We start from the raw sequence: 21,253 nt of genomic DNA, 5'->3' as shown, positions 1-21,253 counted from the left end.
CCAGAGATCGAGCGTCGTTGCGGTCATTCTTGTTGCGGTTCATGGCCACCATCGCAGCCTTGGCATGTCGCGCTTCAATGCAGACGGCGGGCAAGCCCGCGCTCGTGAGGCCATTGTAAAGCCACTGCGACAAAGGCCCGGCTTCGAAACCAACTCGCTCGAAGGTGCCGTCGATACCAGCCAGCACATCGCCGATGTCGACAGGGTCCGAAACCGCCTTTGCCTCAAGGATCATTCCGCCCTGGGCATCGACAACGCAGATGCTGGTCATCTCCAGTGAGACGTCGAGGCCCGCATACAATACTCTCGTCATGGTCGTTCTCCCGGTCATGGACTTACCGGCAAGAAGACTACCGGCGAACCCGGGGACTGAGCCCCGATTACGCCATCTGAACGGCGAGGTCTTCTACTCGCTACGCGAAGCCCAGATCCTGATCGAGAGATGGCGTCGCCACTACAACACTGTCAAACCCCATAGCTCTCTGGGATACCGTCCACCCGCACCAGAAAGCATCGTGCCGATAGACCAGAGGCCGACCATGCACTAACAATCAAACCGGACCACTCGATGGGGGCAGACCACCCTTTCTCTTGTGGCACGACGTTATGCGCTCCGTAATTGCAGCAAGCGAACGGCAATATTTCCCTTAGCAAGAGGACTGCTTCACATGGGATGAGTTTGATTTCATCGTTGAACCCGTGGGTCCCGCAGGGTGTGTTCCTGCCCGGCGACTTAGCGACAGTGAATAAACCGAGGTCGCCTTACGCATCGCGATGCGCAAAGAAACTTATATTCGCGGCAGGTATTTCTTCAGACGGCGGAAAAGCTCTTCACTGCGTGAATTGCACTGAAAATACGAAAAATCTTTCCTCCATACCTGCTTCATAGTGAAAGCTGTCCCCAAAAGCCCAATTCAAAAGTCGGTGACACGAAAACGGGATGCAAAAAAGCAAGTTAAGTGGACAGACAGACAAGAAATCTTCACGGGTTCTTAACTGCGCCGGATGAAATTCGTCACTGCATCGAAGACCGGACGCGCGCGGCGTTCGGCGTTGATGAAATGCGTGCCGCCGTGGATCTCGACGTAATCCTTGTCGAGGCAGGTCAGCCGGTCTAAGAGCGCCAGCGCGTCGCTGCGGGTCGAGGTCGTGTCCTGCGATCCCCGGATCAGCATAGTGGGACAGGCGATGCCCGCAGGGTCGTGGATCGGGCGCCCGTTGAAGCACTCCCACAGTTCCACGAAAGTTCCGTTCGGCACGCGGAAGCTGGGCGGATCGGTGTCACCCTCCGCGCCGTCATCCGCACAGGAGGACTCAACCAGCGCCAGAAGCGCCGCCTCGCTGCGCCAATCGGCCCCGTTGGGGATCTGTTCATCCCAGCGGATCCGCGTGTCGGACAGGTTCACCCGGCGGTAAGGCCCAAGCGGGCGCAGGCGGGACCGGTCTGCCGGATCGGCCAGCATGTCGATCCAGCCCGCATTCCTCTCCGCGTAGATCGGGGCGTAAAGACACAGGCTGCGGATCTTGTCGCGTCCGTCGGCCATGACGTAGCGAGACGTGGTCAGCGTGCCCCAGGACCAGCCCACCAGCGCCACGCGGGCCCCGTCATGCCGTGCCATGATCCAGTCGACCGCATCGCCGATATCGGCGATGGCCTGCGCGCCCGAGGCATAGACTCCCTCTTCTGGAAAGGCCGTGGGCTTCGACAGGCCGTAACCGCGCAAATCGAGCGCATAGGCGCTATAGCCCGCATCGGCCATGACCTGCAGCCAGTTCAGGTCCTCGTGCGGGATGTCGAAGATGCGCCCCGAGAAGGTCGCGCCATGCACGAACAGCACCGGCGGGCCCTCGCCGCGCTGTCGCAGGGTCAGCGAGAGGCCCGACTCGGTGTACGAGGCGAAGCTGTGCCGGATCGAGCGATCCGCGCTCTGCCATTCGGGGCGGGGCGCCATCGCTCAGGCCACCTTCAGGATGATCTTGCCGATATTGGCCGAGCTTTCCATGCGCGCATGCGCCTGGGCTGCCTCCTCGAGCGGGAAGGTGCTGTCATACACGGGACCGATGGCGCCGCTTTCAAGATGCGGCCAGACTTCGGCTTCGAGCGCGGCGGCGATCTCGGCCTTCGCGTCCAGCGATTGCGGACGCAGGGTGGAGCCGGTGAAGGTCAGCCGCCGGGTCATGACCTGCATCAGGTCGATCTCGACCTTGGAGCCCTGCAGATACGCGATCTGGACAAGCCGCCCGTCCATGGCAAGCGCCGTGAGATTGCGCGCGATGTATTCGCCGCCCACCATGTCGAGGATCAGGTCGGCCCCGCCTTCTGCCTTCATGGCTTCAACAAAATCCGCTTCGCGGTAATTGATCGCGGCCTCGGCCCCGAGTTTTTCACAGACCGCGCATTTCTCGGCTGTGCCGGCCGTGGCGAAGACACGGGCACCGTGCAGCTTGGCCAGCTGGATCGCGGTCGTGCCGATCCCGGAAGATCCCCCATGGGCCAGGAACCGCTCACCGGCCTTGAGGCCGCCGCGCATGAAGACGTTGGTCCAGACGGTGAAGTAGTTCTCGCACAGCCCTGCGGCGGCCTCAAAGCTCATACCCTTGGGCACGGGCAGGGCCTGGCGCGCATCGGTGACGGCGTATTCCGCGTAGCCGCCTCCCGGCAGAAGAGCCGTGACCGCGTCGCCCTCGGACCAGCGCGAGACGCCTGCGCCGACGGCGGCCACATGGCCCGCAGCCTCCAGCCCCGGCAGCGGCGAGGCATCGGGGGGCGGCGCGTAATTTCCCGCGCGCTGCAGCGCGTCGGGGCGGTTCACCCCGGCATGGTCGATCTTGATGAGGATCTGTCCCTCGCCCGGGCGCGGCACCGGCGCGGTTGCGGGCTTCAGCACGTCGGGCCCGCCATATTCGGAGATTTCGACGACGGTCATGGTGCTGGGCAAGCTCATTGCGGCCTCTTTTGTCTGGCGGTGTCAAAACTGGCGGAGGGCACCGTGGTGCCCTCCGGAGTGTCGTGCGGCGGACGGATCAGATCCGGCCGGTCATGGTCAGGAATTCGCGCAGCATCTCGCCCAGGCGACCGGAATATTCCGGATCCTGCGCCGAGAAGTCGTCGACGACCTCGAGCGAGGCGGTCCGCAGCGCGCGCACCGTGTCGTCGTCCATCTGCGTGAGCGTGCCGCCCATGTTGTTCACGAATTCCTGCTTGTAGAGGTAATCGCGATAGAGGAAGTGCGCCGCCGCCTCGGCAGAGGTGGCGCGGGTCACTTCGTTGACGACCGCCTGCAGCTCGGTGCCGATGGAGTTCCAGGCATCGAGGCCCACCATCACCTCACCGTTCAGATGACCGACAAGGTCGGGCTCAATGATATGGGTACAGACCTCCTGGAAGTTCATGCCCCAGGCCGTGGCCGTGGCGCCCCAATGCGCGCCGTCGACAACGCCGGTTTGCAGCGCCTGATAAAGCTCGCCGCCGGGGATCGACACGGGCGCCGCGCCGATCTTTTCCAGAACGAGGCCCGCCGCCCCGGTGGAGCGCACCGGCCAGCCCGAGAAATCCTCGACCGTTTGCAGCGGACGGTTGGCCCACAGAGTCAGGCCCGAATAGGAGACGGGACCGACCTGGTGCACGCCCTGTTCGGCATAGGCTTCGCGGATCACGTCGATGCCGCCCATTTCGAAATAGAAGATGTCCATTTCCTCATGGCCCTGCCAAGTGCCGATATGCCCGTTCAGGTGGCCTGCGGCCGGGATCCGCCCGATCCAGTAGGCGGGATAGATGAACGCGCTTTCCAGAAGGCCGCGACGCACGGCGTTCAGCACCTCGCCCGTGGGCACGATGGCCTCGGGCGCGTAGGGCTCGACGGTCAGCTCGCCGCCGGTGGCCTCCGTGATGCGGTTGCAGTAGCGCACGAAGACTTCGTCATAGTACCAGTTGCCCGTGGGCCAGTGGGTCTGCATGCGCCAGGTGGTGGTGCCCTGCGCGATGGCCGGCGGCGCGGCCAGGCTCAGGCCCGCGGCGGTCCCGGCGGATGCGGCCAGAAAATTCCGGCGCGACACGCTCTTGGTGTTCTCAGTCATGGTCTTTCTTCTCCCTTGGTTGGACAGATCTTCCTCGGGCCTCAGCGGCCGTCGGGAAGGGCGGTGAAGCTGGTCAAAAGCTCCGGAAACAGGAACAGCACGGCGCCGGTCACCAGCATCAGCAGCAGGAACGGCATGATCGCCCGGTAGATCTCGGAGATCGGGGTCTCCGGGCTCAGCGACTTCAGGTAGAAGAGGTTGTAGCCGAAGGGCGGAGAGATATAGCCGATGCACAGGTTCAGCTGGAACAGGATGCAGAACCAGATCGGATCGTAGCCAAGCTGCACGACGATCGGGAAGAAGATCGGCAGCACCAGCAGGATGATCCCGACCGGATCGAGGAACATGCCCAGGATCAGCGTGATCACCTGCATCAGCAGGATCATCATCCAGGGCTCGATCTCGAGGCCCAGCAGATAGCCCTGCATGAAGCGCGTGCCGCCGCCGCCGCCATAGACCGCGACGAAGGCCGAGGCGCCGAAAACGATCCAGATGACCATGCCGGTCAGGCTGGCAGTGTCGTGGCTGACGGCCTTGATGTAGGTCCAGTTCAATTCGCGCCGGATCGCCACCGACAGCACGACCGCCGCCGCGCCCACGGCTGCCGCCTCGGTCGGTGTCGCAATGCCTGCGAAGATCGACACCAGCACCGACAGGATCACCAGAAGCGGCAACAGCACCGAGCGGAGCGAGCTGATCCGCTCGCTCAGTGGCGCGAGTTCATCCGAGCCCGGCGCCAGATGCGGCGAAAATCGGCTTTTTAGGAACACATAAGTCATGAACATCGCCAGCAGCAAAAGCCCCGCGATCAGACCGCCCAGGAACAGTCGACCGACGGATTGGCCGGTCTGCAGCGCGATCAGGATCAGTGTGATCGACGGCGGAATGAGGATGCCAAGCGTCCCGGACGCACCGATCGTGCCCAGCATGAAGCGCTTGTCATAGCCGCGTTTCTTCATCGCGGGCATGCCGACAAGACCTGTCGTCACCGTGGAGGCCGCGCAGCTGCCGGTCATCGCCGACAGCGTCGCGGCAAAGCCGGACGTGCCGATCAAAAGACCGCCGGGCGTGCGGCCCGACCACAAATAGAACGCGTGATAAAGGTCGTCCGCGATCTTGGACCGTGCCAGCGCCACGCCGATGAAGACGAAAAGCGGGATCGCCGACAGCAGGATCGACCACATCGAGCCGAACATCGTCGAGACGATGGTGAACATCCCGTTCAGACCGAAGGTCAGCAGGCCGAAGACCACCGCCGTTCCGCCAAGCGCGAAGGTCAGCGACACGCCCAGCAGGATCGAGATCAGAAGCATGCTGAACATGCCGATTGTCAGAAGTTCCGGGCTCATCACACCACCCCCGCCGAGTAATCCTTGCGGCCGGTATCGGCCTCGGGATTGACGATCAGGATGACCGAGCGGATCGCCTCCACGAGGCCCTGCAGCGTGATCGCGGCCACGCCCACGAACATCGCCAGCTTTACGGGCCACATCGGATGCCTGAGCGCGCTGTCATCGACCTCGTTGAAGCGCCAGCTGTCCTCGAAGAACCAGAAGGCCTCGTAGGACAGGACGATGCCCCAGAGCAGCAGAAACCCGAAATTCAGCAGATCGAGGAAGGCGCGCCAGCGCGGCGACGCCACATTGAGCAGCAGATCCACCCGCACATGGTCCTGCCGCAGCAGCGTATAGGCGCCCACAAGCACGAAATAGGCCCCGAAGATGCGTTGGGTGTAGCCATGCGCCCAAAGCGTCGGCTGCTGGAAGACGTAGCGGGCCACGACCTCGAAGCACAGCACGACGATGCCCGCCCAGATCAGGAAGCTGACCAGCTTCCCCAGACCTTCATTGAAGGTGTCGAACAGTTTCAGAAGCCTCATACCATCTCCCCGATGCATGTATTTTTGTTCTGGATGACCTCGACGCCCCGTCGCGCGAAACGCTCTGCGAGGGGACCAAGCTGCGCGGCCTCGGCAGAGGCCGCCGATCCGCTGCGCGCGCGGTCCGCGATGCCTACGAAGATCACGGCAAAGCGGAAGAGGGCGAAGGCCACATGAAACGGCAGAAGCGGCGCGGTCGGGCGGGCATGGGCGTGGTATTCCGCGATGAAGTCGATGCATTCGGGGATACCCGCGCCGCGCCAATCCGTGCCTTTCAGCCCGCCATATTCATCCGGCGCCGAGTACCAGGGCAGAATGCAGAACCCCAGATCAGCGAGCGGGTGCCCCAGCGTCGACAACTCCCAATCGAGCACGCCCACGACGCGCGGCTCGGTCGGGTGCCACATCAGGTTGCCGACCCGGAAATCGCCATGCGCGATGGAGACGGCGCCATCGTCTTCGGGCATATTGTCAGGCAGCCATTCGACCAGCCGGTCAAGATCGTCGATCCGCGGGCCGGTCGAGGCATGGTATTGCTTCGTCCAACGCCCGATCTGGCGCTCGAAATAATTGCCCGGACGGCCATAATCGGCCAGGCCCACCGCGTCGGGCCGCACCGCATGCAGCCGCGCCAGCGTGCGCGCCATGTCGAGATACATCTCGCGCCGGTCCTCGGGCGAGACACCGGGCAGGGCGGCATCCTCGAACACCCGGCCCTCGAGCCGGTTCATCAGGTAGAAGGGCGTGCCAAGAATGTCGGGATCTTCTTCGAGCCACAGCGCCTCGGGCACCGGCACATCGGTGTCGCGCAAAGCGCGCAGCACGCGGAATTCCCGCTCGATCGCATGGGCGCCTTTCAGGATCGGCCCGCTGGGTTTCTTGCGCAGCACCAGCCGGTGATCGCCGATGGTCACGAACCAGGTGGGGTTCGATTGCCCTCCGCCGATCCGATCAAGCGACAGCTTCTCTCCGCGCACATCCCGCGCGGCCAGCCAGGCGCGCAGCGCATCGGGATCGAACTCGGTCCCGGCGGCTCGGGTGGCGGTCCCGCTCATGCTACGTCCTCGCGGTTGGCCATGTCGCGCGCGACCTCGCGCAGCCTGTATTTCTGGATCTTGCCGGTCGCGGTCTTGGGAAGCTCGCCGAAGATGAAGCGCTTGGGCCGTTTGAATCCGCTCAGATGGTCGCGGCAAAACCGCTCGAGCGTCTCTTCGGTGACGCTGTCGGCGACCTTCGTCTCGACGAAGGCCCAGGGCGTTTCGCCCCATTTCGGATGCGGGGCTGCGACGACGGCAGCCAGGCGCACGCCGGGATGGCTGTGCAGCGTCTTTTCGATCTCCAGGCTCGAGACGTTCTCTCCGCCGGTGATGATGACGTCCTTGAGCCGGTCGCGGATCTCGATCTGGCCGTCGGGATGCATCACCGCGATATCACCCGAATGGAAGACGCCATCCTTGAACGCGGCCTCCGTGGCCTCGGCGTTCCTGTAATAGCCGGACATGACCGTGTTCCCGGCCAGCACGATCTCGCCCATCGTCTCACCGTCGGCAGGCACGTCGTGTCCCGCCTCATCGACGACGCGCGCGCGTCCGGCGGTGACATGCCGCCGTCCCTGACGGGCCATAAGCGCCGCGCGCGTCTCGATATCGGCGGAGGAATCGCCCGGATCGTTGATCGTGGCCGGGCCGAAGCTTTCGGTCAGCCCATAGAGATGGTGCAGATCGAAACCCAGCTTCGACAGCCCCGCCAGAAGTGCGGGCGTGGGCGCGGCCCCTCCCGTGGCCACCCGCACGCGCACCGGCGGTTGCTCGGTCGCGTGTTCGAGAAGCATGTAAAGGACGACCGGCGCGCAGGCCATATGCGTGACCCTGTGGGCCGCAATCGTGTCGAGGATCAGCACCGGCTCCACCCGGTCGAGGCACACATGCATCCCCCCGGCGGCGGTGACCGCCCAGGCATGGCACCAGCCGTTGCAGTGAAACATCGGCAGCGTCCAGAGATATCGCGTCTCCGCGGTGAACCCCAGCGCCAGCACATTGCCCACGGCGTTCAGATAGGCCCCGCGATGGGCATAGACGACGCCCTTCGGCCGACCTGTCGTGCCCGAGGTGTAGTTCAGGCTTATGGGCTGGGCCTCGTCCGTGACCGCCCCAGACAGGTCGAGCGGCGGCACGTCGCCCGCAAACAGATCGAGCCCGTCGCCTGCCCCCGGCGCGCTGCACAGCACGTCCACGGGGATGTCGAGGTCCAGATCGGGCCGCAGATCCCGTTCGCACAAAAGCGTCTTGCTGCCCGCATGATCCAGAATGTAGGCCACGTCGTCCGGCCCGAGCCGGGTGTTGATCGTGTTCAGGACCGCGCCCAGGGCCGGGACCGCGAAATGGGCCGCGATCATCTCGGGCCGGTTGCCGACGATCACCGACACGACATCGCCGGCGCCGATGCCCTGCGCGCGCAGATGGCCGGCCAGACGCGCCACGAGCGCGCCGAATTCATCGTAACTCCAGACATGCGCGCCCCAGGCGACCGCCGGGCGGGCACCATGCACTTCAAGCGCCTGATCCAGAAGGTCGAGCGGTGTCAGAGGCCGGAAATTCGCCGAACGCGGCGCCAGATGCGGGTCTGTGAACATGTGTGGCCTCCCTTCCTTGCGTGACACTCAGTTGGTCGCGGCGTCCCACTTCCAGAAATCCCGGTCCTCGGTGGCGAGATGGCGGTTCAGCACCATCTGGTGCACCTCGTCCGCCCCATCGACGAGCCGGGCCTGGCGCGCGTAGCGGTAGATCCATTCCAGAACCGTATCCTTGGAATAGCCGCGCGCGCCGTTGATCTGGATGCCCACATCGGCGGCCTTGTGCAGAAGGTTCGCGACGTGGATCTTCGCCATCGACACCTCCTTCTTGGCAAAGCGGCCCTGATCGAGCTCCCACGCGGCCTTCATGACCAGAAGGCGGCCCATCTCGATCCCCATGGCCAGATCGCCCAGCTTGATCTGGATGCTTTCCCGGTCGGCCAGTCGGACGCCGAAGCCCTCGCGCGTCTCCGCATAGGCGCGCGCGATCTCGGTGCAGCGCTTGGCCAGACCCAGCCACCGCATGCAATGGGTCAGGCGCGCGGGGCCAAGCCGCATCTGCGTGACCTTCAGGCCAAGGCCTTCGCCCAAGAGCACCCGGTCCTCGGGCAGGACCAGCTCGTCATAGATGATCTCGCAATGCCCGCCATGTTCCTCGGGGCCCATGATCGGGATGCGGCGGTCGATCCGCCAGCCAGGATCGGATTTGTCATGCAGGAACGCCGTCAGACCGCGGCGCGGATCATCGGAGGTGCGCGCCATGAGGATGAAATGATCCGCGTCCTCCGCCCCGGTGATATACCATTTATGGCCGCGAATGACGTAGCCGTCGGCTGTCTTCTCGGCCTTGGTCATCATCATCCCCGGATCCGAGCCGCCGCCCGGATGGGGCTCTGTCATCGCAAACGACGACCGCACCGCACCCGACACGATTGGCTCCAGCCAGCGCGCTTTCTGCTCGGGCGTGCCCGCCTGTTCGAGCACCATCATGTTGCCGTCATCGGGCGCTGCGGAGTTGAACACGACAGGCCCGAAGACGGAGCGGTTCATCTCCTCGTAACAGACCGCCATGCCGACCTTGCCGAGCCCCTGACCGCCGGTTTCCGGCTTGAGCTGCAGGCACCAGAGCCCTTCCGCCTTGGCGGCCGCGCGCAACTCGTTCAGCCGCTCGGTCGTGATGTTGCCATGCGCGTCCCATGCGGCGGGATCTTCTTCCTGCGGCAGGATACGCTCTTCCACGAAGGTGGCGATGCGGGCGCGATAATCCTCGATCTCTGCCGGGATGGTGAAATCCATGTCGTATGTCCTTCAGATCGATGTGACGAGGTGGCCGCCATCGACCACGAGTTCGCTGCCGGTCATGAACCCGCCGAGATCCGAGACCAGCAGGAGAAGCGGCCCGTCGAGATCGCGGACCTGACCCAGCCGCCGCTGCGGCACGCGCCGGATCAGCTTCTGACCGGGTTCGGAGGCGAAGAAATCGGAGTTGAGTTCCGTTTCGATATAGCCGGGGCAAAGCGCATTCACCCGGATGCCGTGGCGCGCCCATTCCAGCGCCTGCGCGCGCGTCATCTGGATCAGTCCCGATTTCGAGGCCGCATAGGCCGAAACATGGCTGGCCACCCGCACACCAACGATCGAGGCGACATTGACGATCACGCCGCCTTTGCCCGCATCGATCATCGCCTGCGCGGCGGTCCGTGCGACGCGGAAGGGGCCCTTGAGGTTGGTGTCTATGATCCGGTCGAGCGTATCGTCGTCATGATCGAGCGCCGTGGCCGACGCCGCGATCCCGGCATTGTTGATGACGATATCGAAGGCTTCGCCGCCAAGCCCCGCCGCAATGGAGGCGGGATCCGACACATCGAGTTCAAGCGGATGGGCCGTGCCGCCTTCGCTACGGATGTCCTCGCAGAGCGACTGGATACGGTCGATGCGGCGTGCGGCCAGCGTCACTGCGACGCCGTGCGCTGCCAGAAGCCGTGCGAAATGCCGTCCGAGACCGGAAGAGGCACCGGTCACGAGGGCCGTGCGATCCGCAAGGCCGGGCCATTCCCCCAATGGCGAAGAAACCACGATAGCCATACCTCCCAATACAACCTATCGAACGTTCGTTCGTTTATGTTTATAGTAGGACTTAGCTTGCCGCAACGTTAAGTCGAGAAATCCCGGGATGGCGCAATTAAAATACCGAAGCGATGTCTCCGTGGCTGAGGGGGCCCAGGAGAGGCTCGCTCTGAGCATGGAAGACATGTGCCGCGATATCCTGGCCCGGCATCAGGACACGATCTCGGTGCGCAATCCCTCGATCGCCGTGCCGCGCCTCAAACGCATCCTCGTGGCCGCGCTCGATCTGTCGAATTCGGGCGGCTTCCAGGCCATGTCCCTGCGCGACCTGTCCGAGGAATCGGGCATGTCGACGGGCGGGCTTTACGCGTATTTCGACAGCAAGACGACGCTGCTGAGGATGATCCTCGCGCAGGTCACGCATGTGGTGGAGACCGTGCTGACAGCGCCGCCGCCAGGCATCACCGACGATGCCGTCGCGCATTTGCAATGGATGATCGACGCGCATCTTCGCCTGACGGAGGACTTGCTGGCTTGGTTCGTTTTCGCATTCATGGAGGCGAAGAGCTTCCCTCCGGCCGAGCGGCGCCTGGCTATCGAAAGCGAAGCGCTGACCGAGGCGCTATTTGCGGACATCATAAAAAAAGGAATAGCGAAGGGACAGTTTCGATCCGAAACCTCAGAGCTTCTGCCCGCGCTAATCAAGCCGCTGCTGCAGGACTGGTACGTGAAACGTGCAAAGTATCGGCGACGCCGGATCTCTCTTGATGCCTACAGTGCCACGGTGAAGAGCATTGTCCTTAAGTATTGCGTGCTGAATGCGGGTGATTATTGATCGATAAGGGAATTGAAACTCTGAATTTTGGACGACGATCCTTCATGTGGGTTTTAGCCCTGAAGACCCAAATTCTTTGATCGAGACAGAGCCTATATAATCGTAAAAGATAATACGGGCGTTTAACCGGCGAGTAGAGACCGAGGCAGTAGGGTCAAAGCCGTCATTCGTTGGCATGTTAGTGAAGGTCGGCTGTGGGCCGATAACGAGCCTGCCGACGAAGGGCTGTTATTGGTCATGCGCGGGTATGACGGCTGGCTATCGGCGGTGCGGAGGCCATCACAACGGCCCTGGTGAGACAATGGATTGATGCTCCGCGCACCACGAGTAATCGTCAGCAGATGAGCAAGTGGCTTGAAGTGTTTTAAGCCTCAAGCCACATCCCAGCGGTCGTTTACATCATGCCATCCATGTCAGCCATTTCGTTTCTGGTGGATCGCGTTGGGCGGTCTGCGACCATGGCTTCGGTTGTGACCAGCAAGCCTGCGACCGAGGCTGCGTATTGCAGGGCAATCCGGACCACTTTCGCTGGATCGATCACACCCGCTTTGAGCATGTCGCCGTATGTGTCTGCCTGAGCGTCATATCCAAAGGTCTTGCTGGCGTTTTCGGAGACCTTTCCGGCAACCACCGATCCGTCCACGCCCGCATTCGCCGCGATCTGGCGAAGAGGGGCCTGAAGCGCCTTCGTATGATCGCGATACCTGCGGCTTGATCCGCATTGTCGCCTTGCAATGCGGTGAGCACCTTTCCAGCATGAACCAACGCGACACCCCCGCCCGGAACGACACCTTCCTCAACGGCCGCGCGTGTTGCATTCAAGGCGTCATCGACCCTGTCTTTGCGCTCTTTGACCTCAATTTCCGTAGCACCTCCGACTTTGATGACCGCGACACCGCCTGCAAGCCGTGCAAGACGTTCTTGCAGCTTCTCCTTGTCGTATTCGGAGGTCGTATCTTCAATCTGATTGCGGATTTGGGACACGCGCGCGGCAATGGCTTCCGTGTCGCCTGAACCGCCGATCACGGTGGTCGCGTCCTTCGTGATCGAGATCTTCTTGGCAGCCCCCAGCATGTCTAACGTGACGGTTTCCAGCTTCATGCCAAGCTCGTCGCAAATGACCTGACCGCCGGTGAGGATGGCGAGGTCCTCAAGCATCTCCTTGCGTCGACCTCCAAACCCGGGTGCCTTGACCGCGGCAACTTTGAGCCCGCCCCGCAGCTTGTTGACCACAAGCATCGCAAGCGCTTCGCCGTCGATATCTTCGGCAACGACCAGGAGTTGCTTTTCCGCCTGCATGACGGCCTCAAGCAAAGGGACCATAGGTGCCAAGGACGTCAGCTTCTTCTGGTGAAGCAGGATGACGCAATCCTCCAGGCTTGCCGTCATCTTGGCAGCTTCGGTGACAAAGTAAGGACTGAGATAGCCGCGATCGAACTGCATGCCCTCGACAACTTCGGTCTCGGTTTCGAACCCCTTGTTCTCCTCGACTGCGATCACGCCTTCTTTTCCGACTTTCGCCATCGCATCCGCGATCTGCCGACCGATCGCGGCCTCGCCATTCGCCGATATGGTCCCGACCTTGGCGATCTCTTCTGTATCGCCAACCGGACGAGACATGTTTTTCACCTCAGCCACAACCGCGGCCACAGCCAGGTCGATACCCCGTTTTAGATCCATCGGGTTCATGCCCGCGGCGACCGCCTTCATGCCTTCCTTGATGATGGCTTGTGCCAGGACAGTCGCTGTGGTTGTGCCGTCACCCGCCTCGTCGTTGGTGCGCGATGCGACGTCCTTGACCATTTGGGCGCCCATGTTTTCGAAGGGGTCTGATAGTTCGATTTCCTTGGCAACTGTGACGCCATCCTTGGTGATGCGCGGTGCGCCGTAGGATTTACTCAAAACTACGTTGCGGCCCTTGGGGCCCAGTGTGACTTTTACAGCGTTGGCGAGCGTATTGATGCCCTTGAGCATTCGGTCGCGTGAATCGGTGCCAAACTTGACATCTTTTGCAGACATTTCGGTGTTCCTAATAATGAAGGTGAGAACGGAAAGACATTCAGGCGATAATGCCGAGGATATCGCTCTCCTTCATGATCATCAGATCTTCACCGTCGATCTTGATGTCACTGCCGGACCATTTGCCGAACAGGATCTTGTCACCGGTTTTGACGTCCATTGCGATACGAGCGCCAGTATCGTCTCTTGCGCCCGTCCCAACAGAAACCACTTGGCCTTCTTGCGGTTTTTCCTTCGCAGTATCCGGGATAATCAGGCCACCCGACGTCTTGTCATCGCCTTCAATGCGGCGGACCAGAACTCGGTCGTGTAGAGGGGTAAACATGCTGGAAATGCTACTTCTGAAGATTTCCGATTGGGGGCTGTTTTGGTGAATTGGATGATGGTATTTTATTAGAATCTGAGCATCATTGCTGGCGCAAAAAGAATTCAGCCTAAGGCTTTCAATGTGCCGGCAACGTGTATCGATCTGTGTGGCTCGGGGATCCAGTCGTAAGTGCGCCGGATTTATTTCACCTTCTTTCCACTGATCTCCAAAGCGGGCTTGCCTGAGAGTGTATTGGCTGTCGCCAAAACCTTCGGTTTTTCCTTCTTTGGCTTCTTGGCTTCCTTGTTGCCGCGCTTGCTATTATTGCCTTTAGCCATTGTCTTGACTTTCATTTTTATGCGATCCGGCACCGGAAAGGCACCTTTATCGCTATTGTGGACTAACTGCCTGCGATCCTTGCCATTGTCTGGGGCTCAAAGATTGCGGGAGGCGAGGGGTGAGTGTGGCGATGATCGCCCCACTCCAGAAGGATCACTGGGGATTGTGTCCTGACCAGTGGTCGTAAAGCTCGAAAAGAGCACTCAACACAAAGACGGCGCCGATGATCTGAGCGTTCCAGACAGCCACGGAATTTTCGGCGAGACCGAGGGCGAGAGGTGCTGCAATCATCGACAAACCCAATGTCACACCAGCCACCATCTGCACTTGATCGTGCCAAGGCTTGTTCAAACAGGCCAGCAAAAGCGCAGTCAGACCACCGAGTATCAAAACGCTGGTTTCACCGATCCGTGCATTCATCAATGACGATTGTCCGCCAAGGAGCAGGAACGGAGAGACGAGCAACCACAAGCCCAGGGATGCGTAGATCCATCTGACCCTTGCAAACATCTCCATCTGACGACCTCCAGTTGACGGCGTTACGCATCTGAGTTGATCGCAGGCAGCATCTCGGTCCCTACCGCGATCATCATTTCCTCATCGTTCACCAAGCCGTCGGCGTCGCTATCGATCTCTCGGAATAAATCTTCGGTAAGTTCGGGAAAGATGGCCTGAAGTTCAGCCAGGGATGCTTTTCCGTCCCCGTCGGTATCTATCTCAGGGCTCATGGCGTGAGCTGAGACGGCTACCAAGGTCGCGAGAAGAGCGCCAAATGCCACTCTACTCATTGTTCTCTCCATCAGAGATACAGAAGTCCACATTGGACTCCTTATATTTGAAGTGGTTGTGCCTTTGTCATGAAACAAGGCGCGCCCAAAAATATACTCCGGCAGCACTTCAGCTCGATGGAGGCGGCGCCGGGCCGAAAGTTGCGTTTTCTGTCAGTCGGTCATCGGAGAGCAGCAAACAATGGCGAATTCCTAATGAAGCATCGCCTTTGATCGTACAGCTAACGCCCCACGGGGCTATAGCAGGACAGTTGGTTCTACACCGTGACCTATTGGGATGAGCCGCTGCACGTCGGCCAGTGCCAGATGTCGTCGCGTGGCCGACTTCGCCACCCAGGACCGCGTCGTCGCCCACGCCAACCGTAGCTCCCAAGACCATCATGAACTAAAACTGAAACCGGACCTCTTCAGTGGGGCAGGTCAGCCGCCTGTACGTGGTGCATATACATCGAAAAGCTGCCCGGAAACTTAAACGACATTTTTGAAGTCGGCTTGCGGACCTACCTTGGCACAAATGCCGACGGCGGCTCTGGGCCGGAACGTAATTTGCTCGTGGAAGGCGCGAAGAACTTTGAGGCACGCGTTACTACGGTCAACTTGCCGAAAAGCGAGGTCCTCGTGGACAGAGGGACAACCATCTGCTTGGCCAAGGAAGTCGACAGGTTAATCGGGTGCACCGCCATGTGAAGTCAGAGGGCCTGCGAGTTCGGGATGCAAATAGGCCTCAGGATATGTCCGTGGAAAACGGGGGCCCAGCGGCACAACACCATTCCAGGACCGGCCGAAGTAACCCTGCCGGCAATGTACCAGCGAACCGGCCTCGGCCACGCCCTCTATCGCATAGACCCGGCAGAGCCATCGCCACAGCGCAGGGTAATCGAGAATGCGCGCGCCATTGAGCTTCATGCGGACATAGTACACGGGATCATGGCGATAGAGCGTGGGAAACAGGCGCAGATCGCTTTCGGTGAAAGTGTCGCCGAGTAAAAAAGGCCGACCATCGGAAAGTATGTCTTCGAGCGAATCGATTGTTTCGAAGTATGTGTCGAAGGCTTTGCCATAGGTGGCCTGGTCGCTCGAGAAACCCGCCTTGTAGGACCCGTTGTTGACGGCCACGTAAATCTGCTCGTTCAATGCGTCAATTCTTTCACGCCTATCGGCATCAGAGGGATAAAGCCGCGGGCGCTCGGGACTTGTGCTGCCAAGTGCTTCTGCATGGTCATCGAACATGCGAATGATTTCGGCGCTTTCGTTATTGACGATCCGACCGGCGCGCTTGTCGTAGAGGATGGGCAACGATTGCTCTTCGGAGTTCTCGCGCCGGTAGATTTCCTTGGCGAGTCGCAGCGCGAACCCGGTTCCCGTCTCCGGCGTACATTCGGGCAGCGGTCCGCCGGTCACGCTGGCAATCCGGTCCGGCGCGAACTCCCACAGGTTGGGTCCCGCCGGATCCGTGTCGCCGGTCCGGTTCGGGAAGGCCACGTCCATGGTGATGCTGTCCTGCAACCCGAGAAGGCTGCGTGCCAAGGTCACGCGATGACACCAGGGGCAATTCAGCGCGACGAAGAGGTGATACCGCCCAGGTTCCGGGGGAAAGTCCACCTCGCCGATCACGTTCCGGAAGCCGCTGACGCCGCGCACGAATTCTCCTCGGGCGCGGCGCGCAGCGGCGTTCGTCTGGTCTTCTTCCTTGGACGTTTCGGTGGACATTGATCTTCAGCCTCGCAGCCTGTGATGGAGAATGATCGGAACCGCGGGGTCTTCCTCATCACCAAGGTGCCGTTCGAGAAAGGCCTCGATCGCCTGTGATTGACCGTGCAGCGCCCCGGCTTCTTCCATGGCCTGCGCTTCGTCAAGACTTGTCAGCTTTATGATACGGTTGGCCTGCCGGGTGAACGCATCAAGCACAGCGTCGAGATCGGCGTGATCCTTTTCCAGCACCTCGAGCCCGGCGTCGAAGCGTGGCTCGGCGGCGGAGAGTTCGGGGAAGTAACTCCGATCCTCCCATCCATGATGGCCGTGCAGGTTGCCGACGAGGCGACCGCCGTAGAGCGACAGCCGCGCAGCGTAGTCATCCGCTGCAATCTCTTTGTCCAGCAGCGCCTCGGTATCCAGGCGCACCCGTTCGGCAAGCATTCGGAATCCGCGATGCGCGTTCAACCATTGCCGGGTTTTGTCCCGGAAACCGGGATGCGCCTCCCACCCGTCGCGGGGGTATTGGTTCAAGAGGAGTCGCATCTCTTCGGGCATGTCGGTCTGACGAATTGCATAAGTGTCGAGCATCGGCTCTCTCCTTTCTCAAGCTATCTGTGGCGCGACGGTCAGAGACACCAGACAGGGCGGCTCATGGCCGCCACGCGACCCCGGCAAAGCGGACGCCGCTCAATTCGGCCATTTCGCGCTTCCATGTGGTGATGTCGCGTGGGCCAAAGCCCGAAAGGCTGTCATGTCCGCAAGCGCGAGCAAGAACGTGCATCAGTTCCACGCTGGCACTGAAATATCGGGCCAGCCGCTCCGCGCCGACCTGCACGTCGAGCCGCTTGCGCAATTCCGGTTTCTGCGTCGTGATGCCGGTCGGGCAATTGTTGGAATTGCACATGCGCGCCGCGATGCACCCGACGGCCTGGATCGCGGCATTGCTCACCGCAACCGCGTCCGCGCCAAGCGCCAAGGCCTTGGCGAAATCCTCCGCCACGCGCAGCCCTCCGGTGATGACCAGCGTCACGTCGCGGCCCGTCCTGCTGTCGAGATGCCGCCGTGCGCGGGCCAGAGCCGGGATCGTCGGGACCGAGATGTGGTCGCGGAAGATCAGCGGCGCGGCCCCTGTGCCGCCGCCTCGTCCATCGAGGATGATGTAATCGGCACCGGCCTCCAGAGCGAAGTCGATGTCGTCCTCGATGTGGTTGGCCGAGAGCTTGAAGCCGATGGGAATGCCGCCCGAGCGTTCGCGAACCTCATCCGCGATCCGCCTAAAATCCGCTGGCGTATGCAGCTCGGGGAACGTCGCGGGGGAAATCGCGGCCTGACCGGGTTCGAGTCCCCGGACTTCGGCGATCTTCCCCTGAACCTTCTCGCCCGGAAGATGGCCGCCGGTTCCTGTCTTTGCCCCTTGGCCGCCCTTGAAATGAAACGCCTGGACCTTGGCCACGTGGTGCAGCGACCAGCCGAACCGGGCCGAGGCGAGCTCATAGAAATAGCGGCTGTTCTCGGCCTGCTCCTCGGGCAGCATCCCGCCCTCTCCCGAACAGATTCCGGTGCCCGCCATCTCCGCACCCCGCGAGAGCGCTGTCTTGGACTCTTCGGAGAGCGCGCCAAAGCTCATGTCTGAGACAAAGAGCGGGATGTCCAGTGTGAGGGGCCGCTTTGCGCGCGGTCCAATGGTGACGGCGGTGGAGACGTCCGCATCGTCCAGCAACGGCTTTCGGGCCACCTGGGCCGGAAGGATCTGGATATCGTCCCAATGCGGCAAGTCCTTTCGCGGAACCCCCATGGCGCCCATCTCGCCGTGGTGACCCAACTTCGACAGGCCGTCCCGGGCCAATTCGTGGATGCGGGCGACCGTGGGTTCCTCTGGCGTCGGCTGCGCTTGCGGCATCTCCGAACGGGGCTCCGGAGACGGGTCACCCGGTTCAAGATCGCCCAACCGCGCATGCGAGCCATCGCAAAAGGGGGCGTTGGCACTCGCCTTGCAGCGGCAGAGCGTGGCTGTGCTGTCCTTCTCTGCCGTGAAGCGCAGGGGCGTGATCCCTGTGCCGGCATGAGAGCCATCGCAGAACGGCTGGTTTTTCGACCGGCCGCAGCGGCACCACAGATACGACGTGCCCTGCTCGAGCTTGGCCTTCGTGGGGGTCTTGGCGGCAATGATAGGGACGGTTTTCTCGGGCATTAAATCCGGTCTCCTTGTTTTGGGTGAGGCGATCTTGGCTTGGGTTTCGTCCTCGGTGCGTCGCGTCGGGTTGGCTGAAGTCGGTCCTATCAGTTCCCGATCCCGAGGGGCAGGATCACCGGCCGTTCGCTCGCACCGATTGTTCCCGGTTCCGCGTCGAAAGCCGAGCCGACGGAATTGCCGGATACATCCTCGAGGTCAGGTGCTAAGACGAGATGATGAAGCCCCTCGGTCCAAGGCCGGGTCGGGGTCAGGCTCCAGCCACCGCCGTCGGTCCTGACCATGCCGCGGATGGGGCGACCGTCAGGCCCCATAAGCTCGATCAGATGCCGGGCGGCGCCGCTGTCCATGATGCGGTCGAAGACGATGGTCAGCGGCACTTGGCTACCGGCCAGCGGAGGGACGATGTGCCAATCAGTTGGGTCGACCGCGCGGCGTTCGGACGGGCCGGCCCGAAAGGCAATCGTGACAACCTCCCCGAGCGGAACACCTGCCGCGCTTTCCATGTCTGCCGTGACCGTCAGTCGGTAACTTTGGCCTGCTTGCAGCGGTGCGCCGCCGGTCAAGTTCGGCCCGACACCCTGCTTGATGCGGCCGGGATCCAGCAGGAGAGTCGCGCGGGTCTGGGACGGATCCCATAGTTCAGTCTCCAGCGAGAGGAACGGACGATCTACCAAGCGCCCACCGGCATCGCTTAGCATGACCGCCCCGCGGAGCTGCCCCCTCGCCATGGGTTGGGAGAAACGCAGGTAGAGCCGTAGCGTATTGGCCGGGATCGTGGATTGGGAAGGGGCAAAAGCGACAACCATGGGTGCGGGGGCGATGGGCTCCGGCAGAGAGACTGGGTAGCTTTTGTTCCCAAGGGCAACAACGTAGTTCATGCCAGGCATCAGCGTAAAGCGGGGGGCGACGACCAGCGCGCCGTTTTTCTTGGCCAAGGTCACTGGTGTGCCCCTTTCCGACGCGATGCCGGAGACGCGCAGGCTTACGATTTCGGGGTCGGCGAGCATGGCGGCGACCTCACCGGCTTCGAGCCCGGAGATCACGACGGCCCCTGAGGCATCATCCACGTCCGCCATGACCTCTGCGTGCACGGCCAGCGGCAGGAGGCAGAGGGCGGCGAGCAATGCTCGCCACACCAGATGTCCCAGAGCGCTCATCAGTTGTACTCAAGCGGCGGTGCCGACTTGTAGCCGAAGGGATCGCGCGGATCGGACGGAAAGTTCATCTCCACGATATGATCGGCTCGATCGAAGAAGAACGGCATCGGCAAGGTATGAAGCTGGATGTTCGTCGGGTCATCCGGAGATCGGCGGATGACGACCGCCCAGGTCTCGTCAAGCGTATCGAGGTGCAACGTGCCGCTCATCGGCAGCGGGAACTGCGGCACGCCAGCCGCGGCAAAGACGTTCCCTACGCCCTCGCCATGCGGCATCGGCTCGGCTGCGGCCACGGCCTCAAGATTCAGCGAGGCGGCGGACCGGTTGGAATTTGTCACCACCACGTTGCTGCTTCCGTCCCAAGCATTGACGTAGGGTACGATGTCCAGCGGCGTGTTTCCGAACCCCATCTCTCCAATCATCGTCCCACGCACCTCTGCACCGTTGTTGAGCTCGGCCAGAGGGATCCGCACGATAGGCGTGCAGGCATAGATCGCGATTAGCGTCGGCTCGCCGTCGAGTTCAGTCACAGTCTGGGTGATGATCGGCGCACGGGTTTCGTATTGGGCGTGGACCCCGTGCCAAATCTCGATGGAGGAGGTGCTGATCTCATCCGTAAAGGGGAAAGGTATGCGCCGCAGCTTGGAGGAGAACTCCTCGTTCGACACGCCGGCAACGAACAGTTCGCCTTCGAAAAAGTCGATGTCCGTGATCGCCAGAGTGTTAAGCGGCTGGCCGAATTCCAGCGTTTCGGCCGTGGGCACATACGCCCCCGCTCCGCCGAAGCGCCCATTCCGATCACGCTTGATCACCGTGTCTGTCTTCAAGTCCATCGTCAGTCTCCATTTCTGATCTGACAGGGACGTTGGTTCGGTACGGAAATCGCGGAAGAAAAAGTTGGATCCGGAAAAAGGGTGTCATCCCGGTAGTGAATGTCTTCTACCGGCGCGACACCTTTTCGACCCTGCGGCGAGAACGGAAGTTCAAAGCAAATTACTTGTATCATTGGAAATTTCTGCGCCGGAAATTTCCGTGACCGGGTCATGGGACCCACTTCCTCCTCGAGATGATGGAGGACACCACATGAAGAAACCCACCTATTACAGCGCGAACGAGGTTGCCGATATCTTCAAGCGCGATCCGCACACGATCCGCGACTGGATCAACCACGGCTGCCCGACACCGAACGGGATGGTCAAACTGCAAGCGGTCAAACTCGGAAAATCGTGGACGATCAAGGACGAGTGGCTGGCGGTCTTCGAGCTGAGGGTCCGGCCTGAGCCTGGGAGGCCGGACCTCGATCTCGAATGACCCCACCCCATAC

General features: G+C 61.7%; 20 protein-coding genes and 3 pseudogenes. 3 read left to right on the top strand and 20 right to left on the bottom strand.

The window, feature by feature from the left end; all coding sequences use genetic code 11:
* Nucleotides 1–313 (bottom strand): annotated as a pseudogene (locus BW990_RS22520) (IS110 family transposase); the annotation flags it as partial.
* Nucleotides 314–389: 76 nt separating this feature from the next.
* Between BW990_RS22520 and BW990_RS20415 the strand changes: the two are divergent.
* Nucleotides 390–548: pseudogene (locus BW990_RS20415) on the top strand (integrase core domain-containing protein); the annotation flags it as partial.
* A gap of 444 nt (nt 549–992) precedes the next feature.
* On the opposite strand, the gene BW990_RS20410 reads toward BW990_RS20415, so the two are convergent.
* The 9 genes from BW990_RS20410 to BW990_RS20370 form a co-directional block, all read right to left on the bottom strand.
* Entirely contained in the window at nt 993–1,952 is a 960-nt protein-coding gene (locus tag BW990_RS20410; RefSeq protein ID WP_076451274.1) for an alpha/beta hydrolase, read from the bottom strand.
* A 3-nt stretch (nt 1,953–1,955) separates the two neighbouring features.
* Nucleotides 1,956–2,945: an NAD(P)H-quinone oxidoreductase gene (locus BW990_RS20405; RefSeq protein ID WP_076451272.1), complete on the bottom strand. Its 990-nt coding sequence runs from the start codon at nt 2,943–2,945 to the stop codon at nt 1,956–1,958.
* A gap of 79 nt (nt 2,946–3,024) precedes the next feature.
* The gene (gene dctP, locus BW990_RS20400; RefSeq protein WP_076451270.1) at nt 3,025–4,077 is read right to left on the bottom strand and encodes a TRAP transporter substrate-binding protein DctP; all 1,053 of its coding nucleotides are present in this window, start codon (nt 4,075–4,077) and stop codon (nt 3,025–3,027) included.
* A gap of 41 nt (nt 4,078–4,118) precedes the next feature.
* The gene (locus tag BW990_RS20395; RefSeq protein ID WP_076451268.1) at nt 4,119–5,426 is read right to left on the bottom strand and encodes a TRAP transporter large permease; all 1,308 of its coding nucleotides are present in this window, start codon (nt 5,424–5,426) and stop codon (nt 4,119–4,121) included.
* Nucleotides 5,426–5,956, bottom strand: coding sequence for a TRAP transporter small permease subunit (locus BW990_RS20390; protein WP_234990326.1), 531 nt, complete (start codon nt 5,954–5,956; stop codon nt 5,426–5,428). Before BW990_RS20390 ends, BW990_RS20395 begins: the two co-directional genes overlap by 1 nt.
* On the bottom strand, nt 5,953–7,011 hold the full coding sequence (locus BW990_RS20385) for a phosphotransferase family protein (protein WP_076451266.1): 1,059 nt from the start codon (nt 7,009–7,011) through the stop codon (nt 5,953–5,955). The genes BW990_RS20390 and BW990_RS20385 overlap by 4 nt, the downstream gene beginning before the upstream one ends.
* Entirely contained in the window at nt 7,008–8,588 is a 1,581-nt protein-coding gene (locus tag BW990_RS20380) for an AMP-binding protein (RefSeq protein ID WP_076451264.1), read from the bottom strand. The genes BW990_RS20385 and BW990_RS20380 overlap by 4 nt, the downstream gene beginning before the upstream one ends.
* 27 nt (nt 8,589–8,615) lie before the next feature.
* Nucleotides 8,616–9,824, bottom strand: coding sequence for an acyl-CoA dehydrogenase family protein (locus BW990_RS20375; RefSeq protein WP_076451262.1), 1,209 nt, complete (start codon nt 9,822–9,824; stop codon nt 8,616–8,618).
* Between the two features lie 12 nt (nt 9,825–9,836).
* On the bottom strand, nt 9,837–10,613 hold the full coding sequence (locus BW990_RS20370; protein WP_076451260.1) for an SDR family NAD(P)-dependent oxidoreductase: 777 nt from the start codon (nt 10,611–10,613) through the stop codon (nt 9,837–9,839).
* Between the two features lie 88 nt (nt 10,614–10,701).
* On the opposite strand from BW990_RS20370, the gene BW990_RS20365 reads away from it, so the two are divergent.
* Nucleotides 10,702–11,430 carry a TetR/AcrR family transcriptional regulator gene (locus BW990_RS20365; RefSeq protein WP_083950752.1) on the top strand — a complete coding sequence of 243 codons (729 nt, stop codon included), beginning with the start codon at nt 10,702–10,704 and terminating at the stop codon, nt 11,428–11,430.
* A gap of 394 nt (nt 11,431–11,824) precedes the next feature.
* Here BW990_RS20365 and groL read toward each other — a convergent pair.
* From groL to BW990_RS20320, 10 genes and pseudogenes are all read right to left on the bottom strand, one after another.
* Nucleotides 11,825–13,449 (bottom strand): annotated as a pseudogene (gene groL / locus BW990_RS20360) (chaperonin GroEL).
* A 40-nt stretch (nt 13,450–13,489) separates the two neighbouring features.
* Nucleotides 13,490–13,774 (bottom strand): co-chaperone GroES, encoded by a 285-nt coding sequence (locus BW990_RS20355; protein ID WP_076451256.1) that lies wholly within the window; start codon nt 13,772–13,774, stop codon nt 13,490–13,492.
* Nucleotides 13,775–13,956: 182 nt separating this feature from the next.
* Nucleotides 13,957–14,109: a hypothetical protein gene (locus BW990_RS21990; RefSeq protein ID WP_159441705.1), complete on the bottom strand. Its 153-nt coding sequence runs from the start codon at nt 14,107–14,109 to the stop codon at nt 13,957–13,959.
* 139 nt (nt 14,110–14,248) lie between these two features.
* Nucleotides 14,249–14,611: an SPW repeat domain-containing protein gene (locus BW990_RS20350; RefSeq protein WP_076451254.1), complete on the bottom strand. Its 363-nt coding sequence runs from the start codon at nt 14,609–14,611 to the stop codon at nt 14,249–14,251.
* Nucleotides 14,612–14,634: 23 nt separating this feature from the next.
* Nucleotides 14,635–14,883 (bottom strand): EF-hand domain-containing protein, encoded by a 249-nt coding sequence (locus BW990_RS20345; protein ID WP_076451279.1) that lies wholly within the window; start codon nt 14,881–14,883, stop codon nt 14,635–14,637.
* A 663-nt stretch (nt 14,884–15,546) separates the two neighbouring features.
* Nucleotides 15,547–16,593, bottom strand: coding sequence for a glutathione S-transferase C-terminal domain-containing protein (locus BW990_RS20340; RefSeq protein WP_076451252.1), 1,047 nt, complete (start codon nt 16,591–16,593; stop codon nt 15,547–15,549).
* A gap of 6 nt (nt 16,594–16,599) precedes the next feature.
* Nucleotides 16,600–17,166 carry a hemerythrin domain-containing protein gene (locus tag BW990_RS20335; RefSeq protein WP_076451250.1) on the bottom strand — a complete coding sequence of 189 codons (567 nt, stop codon included), beginning with the start codon at nt 17,164–17,166 and terminating at the stop codon, nt 16,600–16,602.
* A gap of 61 nt (nt 17,167–17,227) precedes the next feature.
* Nucleotides 17,228–18,769 carry a glutamate synthase-related protein gene (locus BW990_RS20330; protein ID WP_076451248.1) on the bottom strand — a complete coding sequence of 514 codons (1,542 nt, stop codon included), beginning with the start codon at nt 18,767–18,769 and terminating at the stop codon, nt 17,228–17,230.
* 89 nt (nt 18,770–18,858) lie between these two features.
* Entirely contained in the window at nt 18,859–19,929 is a 1,071-nt protein-coding gene (locus BW990_RS20325) for a hypothetical protein (protein ID WP_143526305.1), read from the bottom strand.
* A complete protein-coding gene (locus BW990_RS20320; RefSeq protein WP_076451245.1) occupies nt 19,929–20,762 on the bottom strand; it encodes a hypothetical protein in 834 nt (277 codons plus the stop codon). The genes BW990_RS20325 and BW990_RS20320 overlap by 1 nt, the downstream gene beginning before the upstream one ends.
* A gap of 250 nt (nt 20,763–21,012) precedes the next feature.
* Between BW990_RS20320 and BW990_RS20315 the strand changes: the two genes are divergently transcribed.
* Entirely contained in the window at nt 21,013–21,240 is a 228-nt protein-coding gene (locus BW990_RS20315) for a helix-turn-helix domain-containing protein (RefSeq protein ID WP_076451244.1), read from the top strand.
* Nucleotides 21,241–21,253 lie beyond the last annotated feature (13 nt).

The sequence above is a fragment of the Roseivivax lentus genome (genome assembly GCF_900156805.1).
GTDB classification, from domain to species: Bacteria; Pseudomonadota; Alphaproteobacteria; order Rhodobacterales; family Rhodobacteraceae; genus Roseivivax; species Roseivivax lentus.
The sequence above is the reverse complement of the archived record's forward strand: the minus strand, read 5'-3'. Positions and strand labels throughout refer to the sequence as shown.